Origin of the sequence: Fervidobacterium sp. (genome assembly GCA_026419195.1) — a bacterium.
In the GTDB taxonomy this organism is placed as follows: Bacteria; Thermotogota; Thermotogae; order Thermotogales; family Fervidobacteriaceae; genus Fervidobacterium.
The window spans coordinates 167,755-185,163 of the sequence record JANZZV010000005.1 but is presented as its reverse complement, the minus strand read 5'-3'; the positions used below and the strand labels follow the sequence as shown (position 1 = coordinate 185,163).

The window sequence follows — 17,409 nt, the reverse complement described above, 5'->3', positions numbered from 1 at the left end:
ATATTATACCTCAATTTAGTATTTGTTTATGAAATTGTTTAGTGTGTATACTAAGAGTGAAGATTTGATGTATAATATAAGAAATATAAGCGACACTTCCGAATTGAGTAATATGACATGATTTTGGTGGTGAAAAGTTGGAAAATAACGTATCTGGACGCGTAAGGAAGGTAGCTTTTTCTGGGTTGTTTTCTGCGTTGGTGTTTGTCGTGCTATATTTAGGTAGTTTGACGACAAGTGAATGGACGTTTATATTTGCGGCATCATTTCTTATTGGATTATCGGTAGCATTAAGCGGAATAAGGTATGGGTTTTTAATCACAGCTGTGATTAATATTCTTGGTTATTTACTTATTTTTCGAACAAGCTACGTTTTTACTTTTACTTTCGTTTCGTTTTATTCGCCTTACAGGTTCATTTTTGATAAAAAAAAGTGGCTGATTCAATGGTTTGGGAAATTCAGCTATTTTAATTCGTCTTTATTTGCGTGGATATTTCTTTATAAATATTTTTTTGGAATTGATGTGTTTGAAATGGCTTTTAAGATTGTGCGAAATGTTCTGCGTCTGAATTTGAGTAATTTTATCGTAATTGGTATGATCATTCTATGTCTTGAATTTTTCTTTGTGGTATACGATTATTTACTTGGAAGGTTTATTTCCATCGGTCTCATAAGAATAAGAAATGTTATTGGTTATAGGGAGGGTTAAGGAGTATGGAAATCGAACATGCACTTGCAATATTTGGTATCAATGGTAATGTAACTTTTGATCAGCTAGAACGAAAGTATGCGGAATTATTGGAAAAGTACAGTGCAAAAAGGTATGAAAATAGCGCTTTAGAAGATATTGCTTACAAAAAGCTAAATGAAGTTCAAAAAGCCTACGAAATAATTAAGACTCATGCACAAAATAATCGAGATAAATATCTTTTTAGTTACCATAAGTATGGATTTAATTTATATCCATACGGATACCGCTATCGTAGGTCACCTGCTTGTGGTTGCCCAGACTGCGATGATCTTTGCACCGCATGTGCGTGCTTATGGGCTACAGATACTTGTTGCGAATGTGCTGGAGGGGATTGTATTTAATGTTTGGATACGTGAAGCCGTTCAAGGACGAACTGAAGATTAAAGAGTGGGACGAGTTTAGGAAATTTTACTGTGGAATTTGTGTAAATTTGAGCAAGAAGTATTGGATATCCAAGTTTTTTATGACGTATGACGTGGTGTTTTTCAGCATACTTCTGGCTGCTATCAATCAGGATGAACTTATTCAGCATAAAAAATTTTGCTTTTTTACACTAAATAAGGTGAGGTACTTTGATACCAAAAGTGTAGATTATGCAACGAATTCGTTTCTGTTATTACTTAAGTATAAGTTGCTTGATGATTATGAAGACGAAAAAAAGATTTGGAGAAAGTTTTTAGCAACTTTTTTTCCTAAAAAGTCAAATAGTTTCACCGAAGATTTTCAAGAAAAGGTAAAGATTTTACTTAGCAAGTTAAGTAAAATTGAGAGAAATAATTCTCGAGATTTAGATGAAGGTGCTAAGGTTTTTGGGGAACTTACTGGATTGTTTTTTGAAGGTAAAGGTAAAAACGAGGACGAAAAAATTATTTTAAAGCACCTTGGTGAGAGTTTAGGTATGTGGGTGTACCTCGTTGATGCGTTTGATGATTTGGAAAAAGATGTTAAAAGGAATGCTTACAATCCATTCGTTTCAGCTTTTGGATACAGTGGTGAGGACATCAAGGAATTCAAAGATAAGATAAGACCAGCAGTAAGAGAAAAGCTCTACTCTTTGCTTAACGAAGTTGTGTTGAGTTACGATTTACTGGATATTTCAAGCCACAAAGGTATACTTGATAACATAATTTATATTGGACTTTTCAACGAAACGGAAAGAGTTTTATCGGGTAAAAAAATTTGTAGAAAATCCTAAAGAGACATCGAATGGCTTAGTAAAGTAGGAGTGAGGACTTTGGGATTGATTAAAAAGTTTTTGTTCGATAAATTGTTCTTACTTTTTGTTTTGTCTTATTTCTTCTGTTATATTTTTCTTAATAACGTCAATTCTGTTTTGTTCAAGTTTTTGTCTTCCTTGTTACTCGGAGGTTTGATAGGATATGTTACCAATATGCTTGCAATATGGATGTTATTTAATCCAAAAAGGGAGATATTGGGTGTCCAAGGAGTTATACCGAAAAGGAAAAGAGATATAGCATGTGGTTTCTCTAATGTAATACAACAACAGCTGGTAAATCACAGAAGTATTGCAAACTTTCTAAATCAGAATAAAGACGTGTTTATCAAGATTGCTGATAAAATATGTGAATATTTGAGAGATGGTGATGTAACGTTTGAGAATTTGATTGGTGACAAGTATACTGAGTTCAAGGATTTCTTGGTTCGAAAAGTCGACATCCCAAACTTGATAATAAGGTTAACGGAGAGATATTTGGATTACTTGAACGATGAAGATTTAGAAGTTAAGTTGAGAGAGATTTTTGGACGTTTGCATGTTGATGAGATGTTGTGGGTTAGAATCAAGGATAAATCGCTGGAAAGTTTGTTTCCGAATCTCAAGACAATTATTTTAAAAGCTGTTGAGAAGGGTTTGAGTGATAAGGAAAACGTCGGTAAAATTAAGCAAGTTATTGGAGAATTTGTTGCTGAAAATTTAAAGATACCTATTCCGTTAATTGGAAATATTATGAATTCTGTTGGGCAAATTATAGTTGATGGAGCGGTTGATTCTTTTGCTAATAATTTCGTAGAACACAGAAGTGTATATGTTAAATTTGAAGAGACCTTAGATGAATATTTGAAAAATAAGATCTCTGCAGTAATTTCCCAAGATGAATTAAGAAGTTTTTTGTTTGCAATGATAGATAGTGTTCCATCAAGGGATTTTTTAAAAAAGCTTCTGGATATCGCGAAAAGAGGAATAGTTGAATGGACTGAGAATATTGTAGATGAGGTGTCCCGTGTCAAGATTTCGAAAGTTTTTGAGTATTATGAGACAAATCTAAGGGATTTTTTGGTCAATTTTTTTGAAAACTACTCAGCTGAGTTTATATATTACATAGAAAAGTTTCTATCGCAGATATCTTTCGCTGATATTGTGAGAGAAAAGATAGAAAACTTTTCAGTTGCTGAATTGGAGGAAATGACGTTAAAGCTCGCGAAGAAAGAGCTACGATACGTGGAAATATTTGGAATTCCTTTGGGGATGATAATAGGGCTTATTCAATTTTTTGTGATTTGAAAATCAGGAGAATTTTGAGAGGAACTTGCTATGTTTTACAGCGCAACAATACAGCTAAAGGCGTTGAACAGTTCGGTGATAGATAAGTACGTAGGAAAAAAGTGCGCGGCTGGTTTTTTAAAGTGATGAAAGAAGTAGACGAAGAGCTGTCAACTGCCTTGCATTCGAACTTCCCAGACAAGGCATTCACCGTTTCATCTTTTATTGGTTATGATGTAAGTAAACCTATTGAAACACAAGAAGGTAAGATATATACAATAAGATTTTTTACCTATTATACTCTCTATCGATTTTCTGTTTATTTTTGAACTATTAGTTTTTTTATCTTTTATTATATTTTCGGAGTAGCTTGTGTTTAGAATTATTATGATTTCATTAACCTGAGTAATTCCCAGTAATCTTTTTAGTTCTGATGATAGGTTATAGCTTGTTTTTTCAAGAGAGGATGAAACTGTATCTGACATTAAAAGATATATGTTATCTCCGACTACAAAACCATGGAAGGCGATGTAGAGAAGTATTTTATCCGATGACCTGGCATTTGAAAATATTTCTGTAAGCTTCGATGATAAATTTTTGGTCGATGGATTTTCAAGGTAAGAAATATTATTCTTATTTATTCCCATGCCAATTAACGCATTTTGTAAAATTATAGAATCGTCAAAAATTTCCGGAAGCGGTATGATCTGATTGTCACGGTATTGACCAATCGATACTATACATGCTTTTATGTTACCAAACAAAATACTTGATAATAAAAGGTTAAGTGAAATTATTAACAAAAGTAAGAAGAATGGTCTTCTCATGTGCTATCATCACTATGGAAAAGTATTAAAGGCAGAAAGGCTCATTTTTTTGGTATGGTATCCCCACAAGAAGTAATGTTTCTTTGTATGAAATTAGTTGTAGTTTTCTATTTTTTCTTTTTAATATGTAGTCTTCATACATTTTTCTAATATTATGATCTTTTTCGTAAATGAACATTCTTTGATTTTCTGAACCTTTCCAAATCAGCTCAGAATCAAGTCCTTGTACAAAGCGTCCATCTATCAGAGCAGATGTTAATTTGGTTATTTTTTCAAATTCTTTCCCAAACTTATTCTTTAGTTCTTCAACAGTGTAACCAGTGTACAATAATATGTCGTTGTACCCTGTCTTTCTTGCAAGTTTTAGTAAAAAGATTAACTGGTCGAATTGATCAAACGGTTCTCCTCCTGATATTGTTAAACTTTTGCTTTTTTTAGCATTTTCAATCAGTTTTGATTTAATCAAAGTCCATGGAAGATGTTTATTTTCGTCAAAATCCCAGGTATGTTCAGACATACAACCTTTACAATGGATACTACAACCCTGGGTCCAAATTCCAAGTCTCTTACCTGGACCTAAGGTTAATACAGGATAATACATTAGGCTTATTAGCATTCCACCTGTTGTTTTATGTTTTTCAAAACCCATTTCTCACAATTATCCTCCAGGAAAATATTGTTTGCTGATTAGATTGATAATCTGTGGTAAGATTTTAACGTAACCTGTGTGTGATTTGGAACAGAAAAAATTGCTCGTGTTTAATGTTCTAGAATTAGCTTTTTTGCCTCGTCAAGGGTTGGTATTTTCCCAGAGAAGACAATTTCGCCATTTATTGCAACAGCTGGTGTAGAGACTACTCCCCTTTGTATGATTTGATTTATATCTTCCACTTTTTCTACAACTGCGTCAATCCCAAGCTCTTGAAGGGCAAGATTTATAATTTTGTGCGTTTGTTTGCACCTTGCACAACCTGTACCGAATATTTCTATCTTTTTCATGATAACACCTCCAAATTTAAAATATTAAAGTATACCGTAGAGAAATCCGAATAAAGTTGCAAAACACACAACTAAACAAAAATAGGTAAATGCCTTCTTCTTGCCCAAGAGTTTGGTTATTACTATCATGCTTGGTAGGCTGAGTGTATTTCCTGCCATAAGAAGTGAGAGCGTTGGTCCTTTTGCCATTCCAAGTTCAGTTAATGCTTGGACAATAGGTATTTCGGTGAGAGTTGCGAAATACATTAGTGCACCAATCAACGCCGCGACAAATGAAGAAAAAATATCATTTTTACCAAGTAAATTTACAACAAGACTTTCTGGAAGTAGTTTCGTAAGCATACCAGCAAAAAATATACCCAAAAGCAAATATGGAAGTATCTTCTTGGTAAAGTCCCAGGTTTCGTTAAGCCAAGCTATCGTTTGCGATTTTTCAAATCCAAATATCGCCATACCGGCGATGGAAAGTGCTACCGCACCCATGCTGATGTTTTTAATTGTCTGGTTTAGTTTTAAGCCATCAAGCACAAGAAATAGTAACTGTAAAAAGAAGAAAATGACACTTTTTACAACTTTATCATTACTTTCCGATGTTGCGAATCCTCCTGTACCTTTTTCTTGAAATATAAGTTCCATGATGAGTCCAACTAATACTGCAGCTGTTATAGTTGATATCATTCTTGCTAATCCGAGTTCCCATCCAAGTACCCTTGCTGTTAGAAATATAGCGGCGACGTTTATAGCAGGACCTGAAAAAAGAAACGTTATAGCAGGACCTATACCTGCTCCCTTTTTGTATATTCCACCAAAAATAGGTAATATTGTACAAGAACATACCGCAAGTATAGAACCACTGACTGCAGCAATTGGATAGGAAATGAATCTCTTAGTGTTTGGACCTAAAAGTTTTAAGATAGAATCCTTTTTCAAAAATACTATTATTGTACCAGCTATGAAAAATGCTGGTACAAGACAAAATAAAACATGCTTTCGTGCGTATTCATTTAGCATTCTAAAGCCGCTTATTATGCTGTCAGTTACAGCGGGACTCTCAAAAGGTGTTAAGTAAAATACCAGAAAAATAACAACGATAAGTATGAATTCGCGCATAATATTAACCTCCATAGTTTTCTTTGCAAGAAGACAAAGATTTAAAATCGCTAAGTTGCCTAATCCTATTCTAAATTAAATATTTATTCTTAGCAAGTGTATAATGAGTCTCCAAATTTTGGCAACATTTATGACATGTTATGAAATTCTTTGATATAATATACTTAGAAAAATTGTTTATAAATCTTTGCTTCTAAATTTTTAAAACAGACAGGAGGTTTTTTATGAGGATTTCAACTTATTTAGGATTTGTCACTCCTATTCTGATAGTACTGTTTGCATTTTCAATGCTGGTTAGCTTGTTCTTTTTCTCACAGCTTCAGTTTTCACATATCAAGGATAGTGAAGAAGAAAAATTTGATGAGTTTGTTTCCATGAAAATTTCGGAAGCGTTCTCTACGCTGAATGCTGTAGCTTTGTCTTTGAGAAATAATACAGCTATCTTGCAAGCCATTGCAACAAATAACCGTGATGAATTAGCAAAAACAACCGAAGATTTACTAAAAATACTTAATGAAAAAATTCACATTAGCGAGCTTCGTTTTCACACAGCAGATTTAAAATTGTATTATAGTTCATCTGAGCCTACGAAATTTGGAGAAAGTTTAGATTACAGAAAAGACATTGTTAAAGTTAGTAGTTCGAAAGAAGCCTTGGATACAATAGCTGTAGGTAAGAAGGGTATAGAGTTCAGAACAATTCATCCTTTGATACACGAAGGTAATTACATTGGAAGTGTAGAGGTTGTAGAACATATTGATGAAAAATATCTGGAAGAGATTCCGGGGGACAGTATTTTAGTTATTCTCAGCGATGAGAGAGGGAATTTTACAAATAAGGTAAGTAAGGAAAATAGTAATATAGAGAATTTCCACGAAAAATTCAATATTCAAAATATATTAAATGGGAAGCATGCGCATTTTATAGAAGGAAATTATGTTTATACAGATAGGTTGCTAAATGACTATGAAGATAAAGTTTTGGGTGTGCTCTTATCAAAAATCAGCGTCGAGAACACTGTGAAAACCCAAAGAAATAGTATGATTATTCAGGTCATTATAACATTAGTGGTTGCCACTTCGATTGCGATTTTCAATAATTATTATTCAAGACGTACATCAAAGAAGATTAAATTAATTACAAAACAGTTTGAAAGACTTTCAACAGGTGATTTCACCCAGATTAATTCACCAACTTCTGAGAGAGATGAATTTGATATGATTAATAATTCAGTCTTCCAAATGACGAGTAAGTTGAGGGAAACTATCAAAACGATGGTTGAAATGGCTGACAATATAAATAACCGAGCAGCGATAGTTAAACTTTCTGCTGATGATTTCGCCAGAAGAAAGATTTACCTTTCCAAATTGTCAGATGAGTTAAACCAGTCATCGCAAGATGTTAGTCTTTCAGTAGAAAAGTTAACTTATGGTGTACAAGAAGTGGCAGCAAGTGCACAAAATGTAGCGAACTCTTCCCAGGATTTGTCAAATAGGGCTGATTTAATGTTTAAAGCGGCTAAGCATGGTGAGGATGCTATTGAAACAATTTCGAAGGTTGTTTCAGAGACGACGAATAAGGCGCAGGTTACCGAAAAGGTTGTTAACGGACTTGCGGATAGTGCGAGGAATATAGGTGAAATAGTTCAAACAATTGATTCTATTGCGGAGCAGACCAATTTGTTGGCACTTAATGCGGCAATAGAAGCTGCGAGAGCAGGTGAGGCTGGCAGAGGTTTTGCAGTTGTTGCAGATGAAATAAGAAAACTTGCTGAAGAGAGTAAGAAAGCAACAGAAAGGATTTCACAAATGCTGAGCAGTATCCAAAAAGATTCAGAATTAGCTTCAAAAGCTGTGTACGATATGATTGTTGCTGTGAAGGAAGCCGATCAGGAGATGAATAATATTAGTCAGGCATTGATGAATATTTTAAAAGAGATAGAAAATGTCACGAAAATGGTTGAGAATTTAGCGGCAAGTTCTGAAGAGATGAATGCGGGTGCAGAGGAAATGAGTAGTGCGCTAAGTAGTGCTGCAAGAACGATAACAGCTATTGCAGAAAAAACAAATCAAATGAACAAAGAAAGTCAACAACAAGCGGAGGATTTTGAAAAACTCAAGCAATCTACAGAGGAGTTTTCTAAGATAGCTCAAAAACTGAAAGAAGTTACAAATATTTTCAAAATATGAGCCAAATAGACATCCACTATCTACCTGCGGCTATTTAAAGTCGCAGGTTTTTTTGTTGCCTTTTCAGAGCATGTAGTATAATAATCATAGGTATAAGATAGAAAGGGAGGGTAAGTTATGTCTGATAACGATCTTATAAGAAATCGAGAGTTTTTGAAATCGAATTGGGAAGTACTTAAAAGTTATGTAACCGATCAGAAAAAAGGAGTGCCAATTCCTCCATTTGAAAAACCCTATCCTGAAGATGCTGAGTTGATCGATTTACCTTTTGCAAAGAATCTGGGAAAAAGGAATGTAAGCGAAGTTATAGAACACAGAGTAAGCCATAGAAAGTACCTTGATATTCCGTTGTCAATTGAAGAGCTTTCCTTCTTACTGTGGGCAACACAAGGTGTTAGGGGAAAGACTGAAAAAGTAACATTTAGGACTGTGCCATCCGCTGGTTCAAGACACCCTTTCGAAACTTACGTTTATGCAAGAAATGTTGAAAGTTTAGACGAGGCTGTGTATAGATACCTACCTTTGGAACATAAGCTATTGTTACATAAAAAAGGCACAAAGCTTGCAGAACAGATAATCAAGGCAACATTAGACCAAAACTTTGTCGGAGAAGGTGCAGCAGTATTCATATGGACCGCTATACCTTACAGAACAGAATGGCGTTATGGACCAGCTGCACATAAAGCTATTTTGCTTGATGCAGGGCACGTTTGCCAGAATCTTTACATTGCGTGTGAGAGTATCGATGCAGGGACTTGTGCTATAGCCGCTTATTCACAGAGGCTTATGGATGAATTTGTTGGTGTGGATGGGATAGATGAGTTCGTAATTTATCTCGCACCAGTAGGAAAAGTTAAATAGCAAATTGGCAGTTTTTTGAACGGTCAGTTGAATTTGGTGGTCAAAATAACATTGACCACCATTTTTTGTAGGTGGAAAAACACAGAGAGCAGGTGCAAATATGAAGAGATTTGTTATGGTGATTTCTGTTACGATGTTAGTTTTTGTTATAGTTTCGTGTATCCCTTTAGGTAATAGTGAGAGCAATCAAGTGATCGTACAAACTAACAGACAAGGACATGTAACAGACGTTGATTTAGTTTATGGAAAAGATGGATCAACTGGTACGTGGCAAAAGCTTACAGGAACGAATGGGATTTACAAATTTCAAGTAAAGAATCCAGATGGTGTGTACTCAGTAGCGGCTGTAAATAAGATGGATAGTACTGCGGAGGTTAGTTTCTTCAACGCAAAACTAAGTGAAACAACAAATGTATTTTTGACATTTCAACCTAAAGACAGCGACTTTGCTACTCTGACAGTAAACCTACCAAATGAGTATAGTAGTTCACAGGTATCTTTGTTTTTTCTGCACGACCATAGCTTCCCATTTCCAGAGGATGGTGCTGTTAGAATTGTTATGCCAAAAGGAAAAGGCGATCTGGTAGTTTATTTAGGTAATTTATGGAGCGAGCCAGGTATAGTTAAGGTTGCCATTTTGAGAAATTTTGAGATTATGGCTGACAAAGCGATTACACTATCTTACCTTGACTTGAAGGATCCAGAGGAAGTTGAAGGCTTTACCAACATATTTTATGAGTTCTTAATAGGTGGTATTACAACGGCTTTTACAACTTCGTACTATAACGAAATAAAAAAGCAATACAAAATACCATCAAGTTTGAAATCGGCAAAGGATTTGTACTATTTTCATCATCAAGTGTGGACCAAGGAAAATGGTGGACCATTTATGTATGGTGAATATACAGATGAATGGCCTTCAAGTAAACCTTTTGATGAAAGCACTATCTCACCAGCAGCACTTCCTTTAACACCATTTTCTACAGAAACGATTTCGGGTAAACTTAGACTAAATATCGCTACACATAATCCTAACATTTCAGGTATAAACACTTTAATGTACGTCTTCAATGTTGAAAGGTATAGTGAAGTTTCAGAATGGGGCAACCCAGTAGTAGATGTGAGTTACAGAATTTTCATTTCTTCAGGCTACATTGAGAAAATTGGTACAGGATATACTTTACCAACAATAACAGATGCTGCTTTCGATGAATTAAACATTAAATACAATCAAAGAGTAAAACTAATAAAGGTAATCAGCTCAAATGGATCGCTTAAAGAATATTTCATACCAAAAAACGGTATAAAAATTATGGAGCAATACACCAATTAAAGAATATATATTTTTTCTTTACGAGTGTAACTTGTGTGCTATAATTGAAGTGAACGGTTTTTTAAATTTATTTCTCGTTTGAATCTCGTGTAGAATTTTGGATAAAGATCAATACAAAGATCAATACTTAGATTACTGGAAACTGGAGGAAGAATGAAAGTGAGAAGATTGAACTTTCTACGTGGTGGTGTTTATTTTCCCATTTTGATTTCTTTTCTTATGTCGATTTTGCTATTTTTCGTTATTCATTTGTCATTTGAGATTGCAACAAGCCCTGAAGGAATTGTATTATCAAAATGGAATGTGAAACTTCCATTTTATAGACAGTTAACAAAACCATCTTTTTTAGAGTTAAAAACAGAATTCAATTTGGATGGTAACAAAAATGATCTGTCCATAATTTTCCCAAAGGTTATAGGCAATAGGTTAGAAGTGTATGTAAACAAACATTTTATATGCGCTTTTGGAGATAAAAGTGGTAATATTTGGCCTAAAGCACTTGTTGTTGAGTTACCAGAAAGCGTGTTGAAAGATAAGAATGAAATAAGTTTGATTTTACATGGTACTGTTGGATACGGCGTTTCTTACTTTCCATACATTCTGAATTCTTGGAAAGCGAAGAGTAAAGCATTGTTGATAGAAATTTTAAGGAACAACATTAGTCTAATTGCTGTTGGTAGCGCCTTGATAATTTCTTACATCTTGCTTTTTGCTTTTTCAATAGTTGATACACCAGAAAGAAAAATGTATTTGTACATAGGTTTTGCAATGTTGATGACAAGTTTTTCACTGATACAGTTTATCTACAGAGAGACATCTGGTTCGGTTACAGCCTACCTTTTTTATGAAAAAATGGCTATAGTTTTTCCTGTGTTTGGTTTAACATTAATTTATTTTGGATTCAATGAATCTATTCACCGCAAAGTACCAAGGTTTCGTAGGATAATCTTAGTTGCTTCACCTTCGATATTAGCGGCTGCTTTGTTTCTTTCGCCTATGATAAAGACTGTGAATGTCCTGGTTGTAATAACCGAGCTTTACGCATTAGTTCTTATATTTCTCACACTCTTTCTTATTATTCGTTACAAAATGAAACAGTACTATTTTCCAATCATATTTCTTGCACTTACCGCTCTTCAGACGTTATATGTTCTTATTGCTGTGAGTCCAGATGAGTTACTAATAGTTTATGGGAGAATTGTCTTTTCGATTTACATTGGCACGTTTACAATTCAAAAATTCAAGACTATTTCTGAGATGAAGAAATTTCTTGAGAGAGAAAACTTGATTGACAAGCTCACCGGAGCGTATAACAGAAAGATAATTGATTATATCAAAACCGAAGGGGTACTTGTACTGCTTGATTTGGATAACTTCAAAGAAATTAATGATAAATATGGACATATACGTGGAGATGAGTTGTTGAAGAAGTTTGCAGAACTTGTGAAAAGACACACAAGACAAGGTGAAGATTATTTTATAAGGCTAGGTGGGGATGAGTTTTGTATTATAACTACTTCCTTAGATGTTGATACAATGATTAACAGGATTTATAACGCCTCTAAGAATGAGCTTGGATTGAGTTTTTCTTACGGATACGCTGTAATGAAAGATTTTGACGAAGCTTATTCAATTGCAGATAAGATCATGTATGAGCGAAAACAGCGCTTAAAGCGACAAAAATGAAAGGAGTGGTTTTTATTTACAAGAGAATTTCAGCGTTTTTGGTTTTTGTTCTGCTTACAAGCGTATTTTCGCAACCAGTGCAAATCTTAGTTCGGAGTATAGATGTTTCAATTCCGGATGCTCTGTTTAAATCAACTGGGAGTAAAACGTTTAATGTTCAGTATATTAAACTGTTCTCTGACTTGGAAGGGAAAGGATACATTGTAAAGGCTTGGTATTTTCAGCCGGGCACAGGTATTATGAATTTCAAATTAAGGTTGGTAGATGAGAAAGGTAAGAAAGAGTATTCCTACGAGTTTCAGGGGATCAGAGATAAATCGTACATAAGGATGAAGAACATACTCGTTATTTGTCCTGCGAATTTTAAAATTTATATCAATAATGAGCTAATTCCTGAAGAAAAAACATCAACAAGTGATATTATTCCAGAACCGACAGCTTCAGCGGGTGAGGTTGGAGGAGCAATGGTTAAAATCTTGCAAAGAACAATTTCCGGTTTTACCGAGATTTCGAGCGGAATGACTGCATCAAAAGATGAAGAGGTGATAGTTCAAATAATAGCTGGTACGTTCCCAACGGGTGGATACAGGATAGAAGTGGATGAACCGGATATTGTTTATCCTGTAGCCGGTAAGAGGGGGAAGATAACGATAACGGGAGTATTCTATAGACCTGGAAAAGGTGACATGGTAACACAAGCTTTTACAACGCCAACTAAGAGCGTTCCCTTGGGAAAGTTACCTTCTGGTGACTATGATTTGCATGTGAAAATAAAAGATTTGGGAGAATTTTATTTAACCTTCAGTGTAAAATGAAATTGCGAAATTTTAAGCTTCGATCAACCTCGAGATAAAGTCTCGAGGTTTTTTCTTGTTTGAAAAGTGCTATAATAATTTTAAACACCGTGAATACTTGAAAAGGAGAGATTTGCATGATAATTTCCGGGAAGGTAAAGGAGGCTCTAGAAAGAGGAAAACCTATTGTCGCACTTGAAAGCACGCTAATTGCACATGGATTGCCTTATCCACATAATATTGAAACTGCTCAATTGCTTGAGCAAATTGCGTTTGAAATGGGAGTTATACCGGCAACTATAGGAATATTAAAAGGTAATATTATCGTTGGTATGACTCATGAAGAAATTTTGGAATTACTCGATGATGAACCACTAAAAGTTGGTACAAGGGAAATACCTTATGTTGTTGGCATGAAGAAAAGTGCTGCAACTACGGTCAGCGCAACTATGAGGATTGCGAAAATTGCTGGTATAGATGTATTTGCAACAGGTGGTATTGGCGGTGTTCATATTGGCGAATGGGATGTATCTCAGGATATTACAGAGATGGCAAAAAGCAATGTTATAGTTGTTAGTGCAGGGTGTAAGTCTATTCTTGATATTAGAAAAACAATTGAATTTCTTGAAACGTTCCAAATAACGGTGGTTGGATATAAGACTGATAAGTTTCCCTTGTTCTACGAAGGGCTTTCAGACTATACAATTGAACATAAGGTAGAAACGCCAGAAGAAATTGTAGAAATATTTAAGGTAAAGACGAATCTGGGAATTGAGGGTGCTTTGTTGGTAGCCAATCCAATCCCAAGTCAGTATGCAATTTCAGAAAAGGAAGTGCAAGGCTATATCCAGCAAGCAATCAACGAATGTTTTGAGAAAGGCATCGTCGGAAAACAAGTAACACCATACCTTCTTTCAAGAATAGTTGAATTAAGTAACGGAAAAACTTTGAAGGCAAATATCGAACTTCTGAAGAGCAATGTGGTGTTGGCATGTCAGATAGCAAAAGGTCTAAAGGTAATGAAATAGGTCCAAAGATTCAGCAAAAGCTCTTGTTAACCACTGTAGAGAAGACATACCTTCAAGTACTAGAGACGCCAATTTATCTATTGGCGCAACGTTACGGCTCCAAAGAATATCTCACAGAGTTTGGAGAAGAATATTTTACGTCGATGAAAGACTTGCATCACGAACTTGAGATGCTCTTGCCATTTCTTAATTTGACGGATGAGCAAGAAAAGATTGCAGAATACATAATCTACAATATAGATAGCAAAGGTAAAATCAGAATAACGGCACAAGAATTAAGCGATGAATTTGGTGTGGCTGTTGAAGAAGCTCAAAATCTTATTAATACCATATACGAGGAATTTTTCCAAGAGATAAATCAATTTTCTTCTTTGGAAGATGAATACATAATTCCAGACGTGATAATGACACCTGAATATGTTGAAGTAAAAAAAATAGAGGTAAAAGATCCGGTTGTTTCCAAAGCGTTGGCATTGAGAGAAGAGACTTTGACAAGAATTTGTGAATTACTTAGAAGTGCAAATGAGTATTTTTTAAAAGGCTACAGAAAGTATCCACAGTTGTTAACTATGAGGTATGTTGCAAGAAATATAGGGTTGAGTATATCAACGGTTAGCAGAGCTGTGAAAAATAAGTATGTTAGTACCCCAAGAGGTACGTTACTTTTAAGACAGTTCTTTGGTAGGGTAATAAGTAGCGAAATATTGAAAGAAGAGATAAAAGAACTTCTGAGGTTGGATCCAAAACTTACAGATAATCAGTTAGCAATTTTGCTAAGATCTATAGGGATAGATATCTCAAGAAGAACCGTAAACAAATACAGAAACATGCTCTGAGAAGCAAAGGAGGTTAAATGTATGAAATTTTTATTTATAAGCGATACGCATGGTTCTGTAAAAGCGTTTCAAACCATCGAAGAACTGTTTAATCTAAACGATTTTGATGGAATATACCATCTTGGTGATGTACTTTACCATGGCCCAAGAAATCCGTTGCCAGATGGATATGATCCAAAAGTGTTAGTTGAGAAATTGAAAAAATACAATATTACATACATCAGAGGGAATTGCGATGCCGATGTTGATTTAAAGGTGCTTGAGCTTCCAGAGGTACCTAAGGTAAGTATGGAATATTTTGGAGATTTTATTTTATTCCTTGTTCATGGCGAGGTTTTTGAAGAAAATGATGTTGGAGAATTTTTGAAATCCAAGAATGTACATTTTTTAGTGCACGGACATACACACATTTCAAAAATTCAAGAGTTGGAAGGTAAGGTAATCTTGAACCCGGGTAGTCCTTCTTTGCCGAAAGGTAACACACCAAAGAGTGTTATGATAATCGAAACCAACGATGACGAATTGCATGCAAGATTTATGAAGCTTGACGACGGAGAAGTTTATATGGAAGGAAAGTGGAAACTGAAAGATTCAAGATTGCTTAGAATCCTATGATTCGGTTAGGAAAACTGTTGATCTAAACTGTAATCTTAGTACATACACCTGTACAGTTTTTTGATATATTTACAAAGAGAATTAACGTTGAAAATTTTTTCGCTCAATGATAGCCAATCTGTTTGAACAATTCTTCCTGATATTTTCTGGATATTTTTATCTCGTCTTTGTTGCTCATTTGTACTATGTAACTACCTCCAAACCATTTTTTGATTTTCTCAATATGGTTTATCGAAATCAAGTAACTTTTATGAATTTTGACAAATCCGTGATGCTGTAATTTTTCTTCAAGAACGTGTAATTGAGTGTGATATTTGTACTCTCCATTTTTAGTTACTATCAAAACATCTTTGTTATCAGCCATGATGTAAATTATTTCGTCGACGTCTAAAAGTAGTATGTCATCTTTGCATTTAATGGGTATTTTGCTCAATTTTTGTTGAGATTTTATATATTGTAGAACGTTTGATTTGTTAGATTGACGATTTTTAAGTACTCGCTCAATAGTTTTTTGTAACCTTTCTTTTGAAACTGGTTTGAGTACGTAATCAATTGCACCGTTTTCAAATGCCTTAATGGCGTATTCGTCATACGCTGTTACAAGTACAATGTAAGGATTGTAATCGATTTTCTTGATTGTGTCTTCAAATACTTCGAAAATAAGTTTGTTAACAAGTCTGATATCAAGAAGTAAAAGGTCTGGCGAGTGTTTCTTTATCTTTTCGTCGAATTCTTCTGCGGAGTTTGCTGTAAAGAGAATTTGTATATTTTCTTGTATATCTTCACTTATTTCATCTAATAGTCTAACCAACCTTTCAACAGCCAATTTTTCATCATCTACGATGGCGCATGTGAGCATTATCCGCCCTCCTTATTTGTATTTTTTGTTATTTTGCAGAGGTATCTTTACTGTAAAGGTTATACTACTTTTGTTCGGTGAATAGTTCCATTGTAAGATTCCATTTGAGTGTAACTTCAATCTTTCGAAAGTTATTGTTAAGCCACTACCGAAGGTGATGCGCTCTACTTTTTCTGAAACGTTATTTTCTATATCTATCCTTATTTCATTATCGTTCTTGTCAACTGAGATTTTGATGAATCCACCTAAGTTTTTTCGTATACCGTATTTAATAGCATTTTCCACCAATGGTTGTAAGATGAAAGCTGGTATTTTGATATCATTCGATAGTATCGATGAAGAGATACTGTAATCAAATGCTATATCGGTTAATATGCTCTTTTGTAATTCTATGTATTTTTTTATGAATTCTATCTCCTCTGAAATACTCCACATTTGTGGACTTTTGAGTATAGCTCGGTAATACTCTGATAAGTGTATTATTACTTTTTCAGATTCTTCCGGTGATTTTCTAACTAATTCTGCGAGTGAATTTAGTACATTGAACAAAAAGTGTGGGTCGAATTGAGATTTTAGAAATTTTGTGTAATTTTCCAACGACTGCCTATTTGCTCTTTCTAATTCTATAGCTTGTTTGAGTCTAAGAACATACAAGGCAAATATGACAGAGATTACTAAGAGTACTAAAGTAAACAGATTTTCAGCATACAAGCGATTTCGACGAAATGCTAAAATGTTTAGTAAACTGATCAAGGAATTTATGCATAGGAATAATGAGTAACAGACATTAAGGATGTCTAAAGTTATCTTTTTTGTCAAATTTCTTTGGTTTTCGTAAATTTTTCTGAATAAGTTAAATAAAATAGCTGAGAGATTTACAAGCACCACAGACATCATAAAAGGTGCTAAGAAACTTTTGAAATTTACAACGAAAAGAAAGATTATGAAAATGGAAAGTCCCAGTAGTTCAATTATTAACCATTTTCGGAAGTTGTTGTTTAATTTCTTTATTATCATATA

At 34.4% G+C, this 17,409-nt stretch carries 18 protein-coding genes; 12 read left to right on the top strand and 6 right to left on the bottom strand.

What is annotated here, in order from left to right; genetic code table 11:
- The first annotated feature begins 137 nt into the window (after window positions 1-137).
- Genes N2Z58_05715 through N2Z58_05700 form a run of 4 tightly spaced genes read left to right on the top strand, consistent with a single transcriptional unit; the run spans window position 138 to window position 3,273 of the window.
- Window positions 138-710 carry a hypothetical protein gene (locus N2Z58_05715; GenBank protein ID MCX7654153.1) on the top strand — a complete coding sequence of 191 codons (573 nt, stop codon included), beginning with the start codon at window positions 138-140 and terminating at the stop codon, window positions 708-710.
- Between the two features lie 5 nt (window positions 711-715).
- Window positions 716-1,093: a hypothetical protein gene (locus tag N2Z58_05710; GenBank protein MCX7654152.1), complete on the top strand. Its 378-nt coding sequence runs from the start codon at window positions 716-718 to the stop codon at window positions 1,091-1,093.
- A complete protein-coding gene (locus tag N2Z58_05705) occupies window positions 1,093-1,947 on the top strand; it encodes a DUF5685 family protein (protein MCX7654151.1) in 855 nt (284 codons plus the stop codon). Before N2Z58_05710 ends, N2Z58_05705 begins: the two co-directional genes overlap by 1 nt.
- 39 nt (window positions 1,948-1,986) lie before the next feature.
- A complete protein-coding gene (locus N2Z58_05700) occupies window positions 1,987-3,273 on the top strand; it encodes a DUF445 domain-containing protein (protein MCX7654150.1) in 1,287 nt (428 codons plus the stop codon).
- Between the two features lie 194 nt (window positions 3,274-3,467).
- Here the strand turns inward: N2Z58_05700 and N2Z58_05695 are convergent, their stop codons facing one another.
- The 4 genes from N2Z58_05695 to N2Z58_05680 form a co-directional block, all read right to left on the bottom strand.
- Complete coding sequence (locus N2Z58_05695) at window positions 3,468-4,079, bottom strand: hypothetical protein (protein MCX7654149.1); 612 nt, start codon at window positions 4,077-4,079, stop codon at window positions 3,468-3,470.
- Window positions 4,080-4,104: 25 nt separating this feature from the next.
- Window positions 4,105-4,728, bottom strand: coding sequence for a radical SAM protein (locus N2Z58_05690; GenBank protein MCX7654148.1), 624 nt, complete (start codon window positions 4,726-4,728; stop codon window positions 4,105-4,107).
- A 110-nt stretch (window positions 4,729-4,838) separates the two neighbouring features.
- Complete coding sequence (locus N2Z58_05685) at window positions 4,839-5,081, bottom strand: thioredoxin family protein (GenBank protein MCX7654147.1); 243 nt, start codon at window positions 5,079-5,081, stop codon at window positions 4,839-4,841.
- 21 nt (window positions 5,082-5,102) lie between these two features.
- Window positions 5,103-6,188: a permease gene (locus tag N2Z58_05680; protein MCX7654146.1), complete on the bottom strand. Its 1,086-nt coding sequence runs from the start codon at window positions 6,186-6,188 to the stop codon at window positions 5,103-5,105.
- 224 nt (window positions 6,189-6,412) lie between these two features.
- Here N2Z58_05680 and N2Z58_05675 point away from each other — a divergent pair, with 224 nt between their 5' ends.
- From N2Z58_05675 to yfcE, 8 genes are all read left to right on the top strand, one after another.
- Complete coding sequence (locus tag N2Z58_05675; protein MCX7654145.1) at window positions 6,413-8,377, top strand: methyl-accepting chemotaxis protein; 1,965 nt, start codon at window positions 6,413-6,415, stop codon at window positions 8,375-8,377.
- Window positions 8,378-8,494: 117 nt separating this feature from the next.
- On the top strand, window positions 8,495-9,238 hold the full coding sequence (locus N2Z58_05670; GenBank protein ID MCX7654144.1) for a SagB/ThcOx family dehydrogenase: 744 nt from the start codon (window positions 8,495-8,497) through the stop codon (window positions 9,236-9,238).
- 100 nt (window positions 9,239-9,338) lie between these two features.
- A complete protein-coding gene (locus N2Z58_05665) occupies window positions 9,339-10,571 on the top strand; it encodes a hypothetical protein (GenBank protein MCX7654143.1) in 1,233 nt (410 codons plus the stop codon).
- A 153-nt stretch (window positions 10,572-10,724) separates the two neighbouring features.
- Window positions 10,725-12,257, top strand: a complete 1,533-nt coding sequence (locus N2Z58_05660) for a GGDEF domain-containing protein (GenBank protein MCX7654142.1) — start codon at window positions 10,725-10,727, stop codon at window positions 12,255-12,257.
- Window positions 12,254-13,072 (top strand): protease complex subunit PrcB family protein, encoded by an 819-nt coding sequence (locus N2Z58_05655; protein MCX7654141.1) that lies wholly within the window; start codon window positions 12,254-12,256, stop codon window positions 13,070-13,072. Before N2Z58_05660 ends, N2Z58_05655 begins: the two co-directional genes overlap by 4 nt.
- A gap of 116 nt (window positions 13,073-13,188) precedes the next feature.
- Window positions 13,189-14,079, top strand: a complete 891-nt coding sequence (locus N2Z58_05650) for a pseudouridine-5'-phosphate glycosidase (GenBank protein ID MCX7654140.1) — start codon at window positions 13,189-13,191, stop codon at window positions 14,077-14,079.
- Complete coding sequence (locus N2Z58_05645; protein ID MCX7654139.1) at window positions 14,043-14,915, top strand: RNA polymerase subunit sigma-54; 873 nt, start codon at window positions 14,043-14,045, stop codon at window positions 14,913-14,915. The genes N2Z58_05650 and N2Z58_05645 overlap by 37 nt, the downstream gene beginning before the upstream one ends.
- 21 nt (window positions 14,916-14,936) lie before the next feature.
- Window positions 14,937-15,530, top strand: a complete 594-nt coding sequence (yfcE, locus tag N2Z58_05640; protein ID MCX7654138.1) for a phosphodiesterase — start codon at window positions 14,937-14,939, stop codon at window positions 15,528-15,530.
- A 103-nt stretch (window positions 15,531-15,633) separates the two neighbouring features.
- On the opposite strand, the gene N2Z58_05635 is transcribed toward yfcE, so the two are convergent.
- Window positions 15,634-16,389: a LytTR family DNA-binding domain-containing protein gene (locus tag N2Z58_05635; GenBank protein MCX7654137.1), complete on the bottom strand. Its 756-nt coding sequence runs from the start codon at window positions 16,387-16,389 to the stop codon at window positions 15,634-15,636.
- 12 nt (window positions 16,390-16,401) lie between these two features.
- Window positions 16,402-17,406: a histidine kinase gene (locus tag N2Z58_05630; GenBank protein MCX7654136.1), complete on the bottom strand. Its 1,005-nt coding sequence runs from the start codon at window positions 17,404-17,406 to the stop codon at window positions 16,402-16,404.
- Window positions 17,407-17,409: the final 3 nt, after the last annotated feature.

Coding starts and splice junctions, on each gene's coding strand:
- N2Z58_05710 (MCX7654152.1), top strand. CDS start 716: ATGGAAATCGAACATGCACTTGCAATATTTGGTATCAATGGTAATGTA.
- N2Z58_05650 (MCX7654140.1), top strand. CDS start 13,189: ATGATAATTTCCGGGAAGGTAAAGGAGGCTCTAGAAAGAGGAAAACCT.
- N2Z58_05665 (MCX7654143.1), top strand. CDS start 9,339: ATGAAGAGATTTGTTATGGTGATTTCTGTTACGATGTTAGTTTTTGTT.
- yfcE (MCX7654138.1), top strand. CDS start 14,937: ATGAAATTTTTATTTATAAGCGATACGCATGGTTCTGTAAAAGCGTTT.
- N2Z58_05630 (MCX7654136.1), bottom strand. CDS start 17,406: ATGATAATAAAGAAATTAAACAACAACTTCCGAAAATGGTTAATAATT.
- N2Z58_05680 (MCX7654146.1), bottom strand. CDS start 6,188: ATGCGCGAATTCATACTTATCGTTGTTATTTTTCTGGTATTTTACTTA.
- N2Z58_05695 (MCX7654149.1), bottom strand. CDS start 4,079: ATGAGAAGACCATTCTTCTTACTTTTGTTAATAATTTCACTTAACCTT.
- N2Z58_05635 (MCX7654137.1), bottom strand. CDS start 16,389: ATGCTCACATGCGCCATCGTAGATGATGAAAAATTGGCTGTTGAAAGG.
- N2Z58_05670 (MCX7654144.1), top strand. CDS start 8,495: ATGTCTGATAACGATCTTATAAGAAATCGAGAGTTTTTGAAATCGAAT.
- N2Z58_05705 (MCX7654151.1), top strand. CDS start 1,093: ATGTTTGGATACGTGAAGCCGTTCAAGGACGAACTGAAGATTAAAGAG.
- N2Z58_05645 (MCX7654139.1), top strand. CDS start 14,043: ATGTCAGATAGCAAAAGGTCTAAAGGTAATGAAATAGGTCCAAAGATT.
- N2Z58_05660 (MCX7654142.1), top strand. CDS start 10,725: ATGAAAGTGAGAAGATTGAACTTTCTACGTGGTGGTGTTTATTTTCCC.
- N2Z58_05655 (MCX7654141.1), top strand. CDS start 12,254: ATGAAAGGAGTGGTTTTTATTTACAAGAGAATTTCAGCGTTTTTGGTT.
- N2Z58_05690 (MCX7654148.1), bottom strand. CDS start 4,728: ATGGGTTTTGAAAAACATAAAACAACAGGTGGAATGCTAATAAGCCTA.
- N2Z58_05675 (MCX7654145.1), top strand. CDS start 6,413: ATGAGGATTTCAACTTATTTAGGATTTGTCACTCCTATTCTGATAGTA.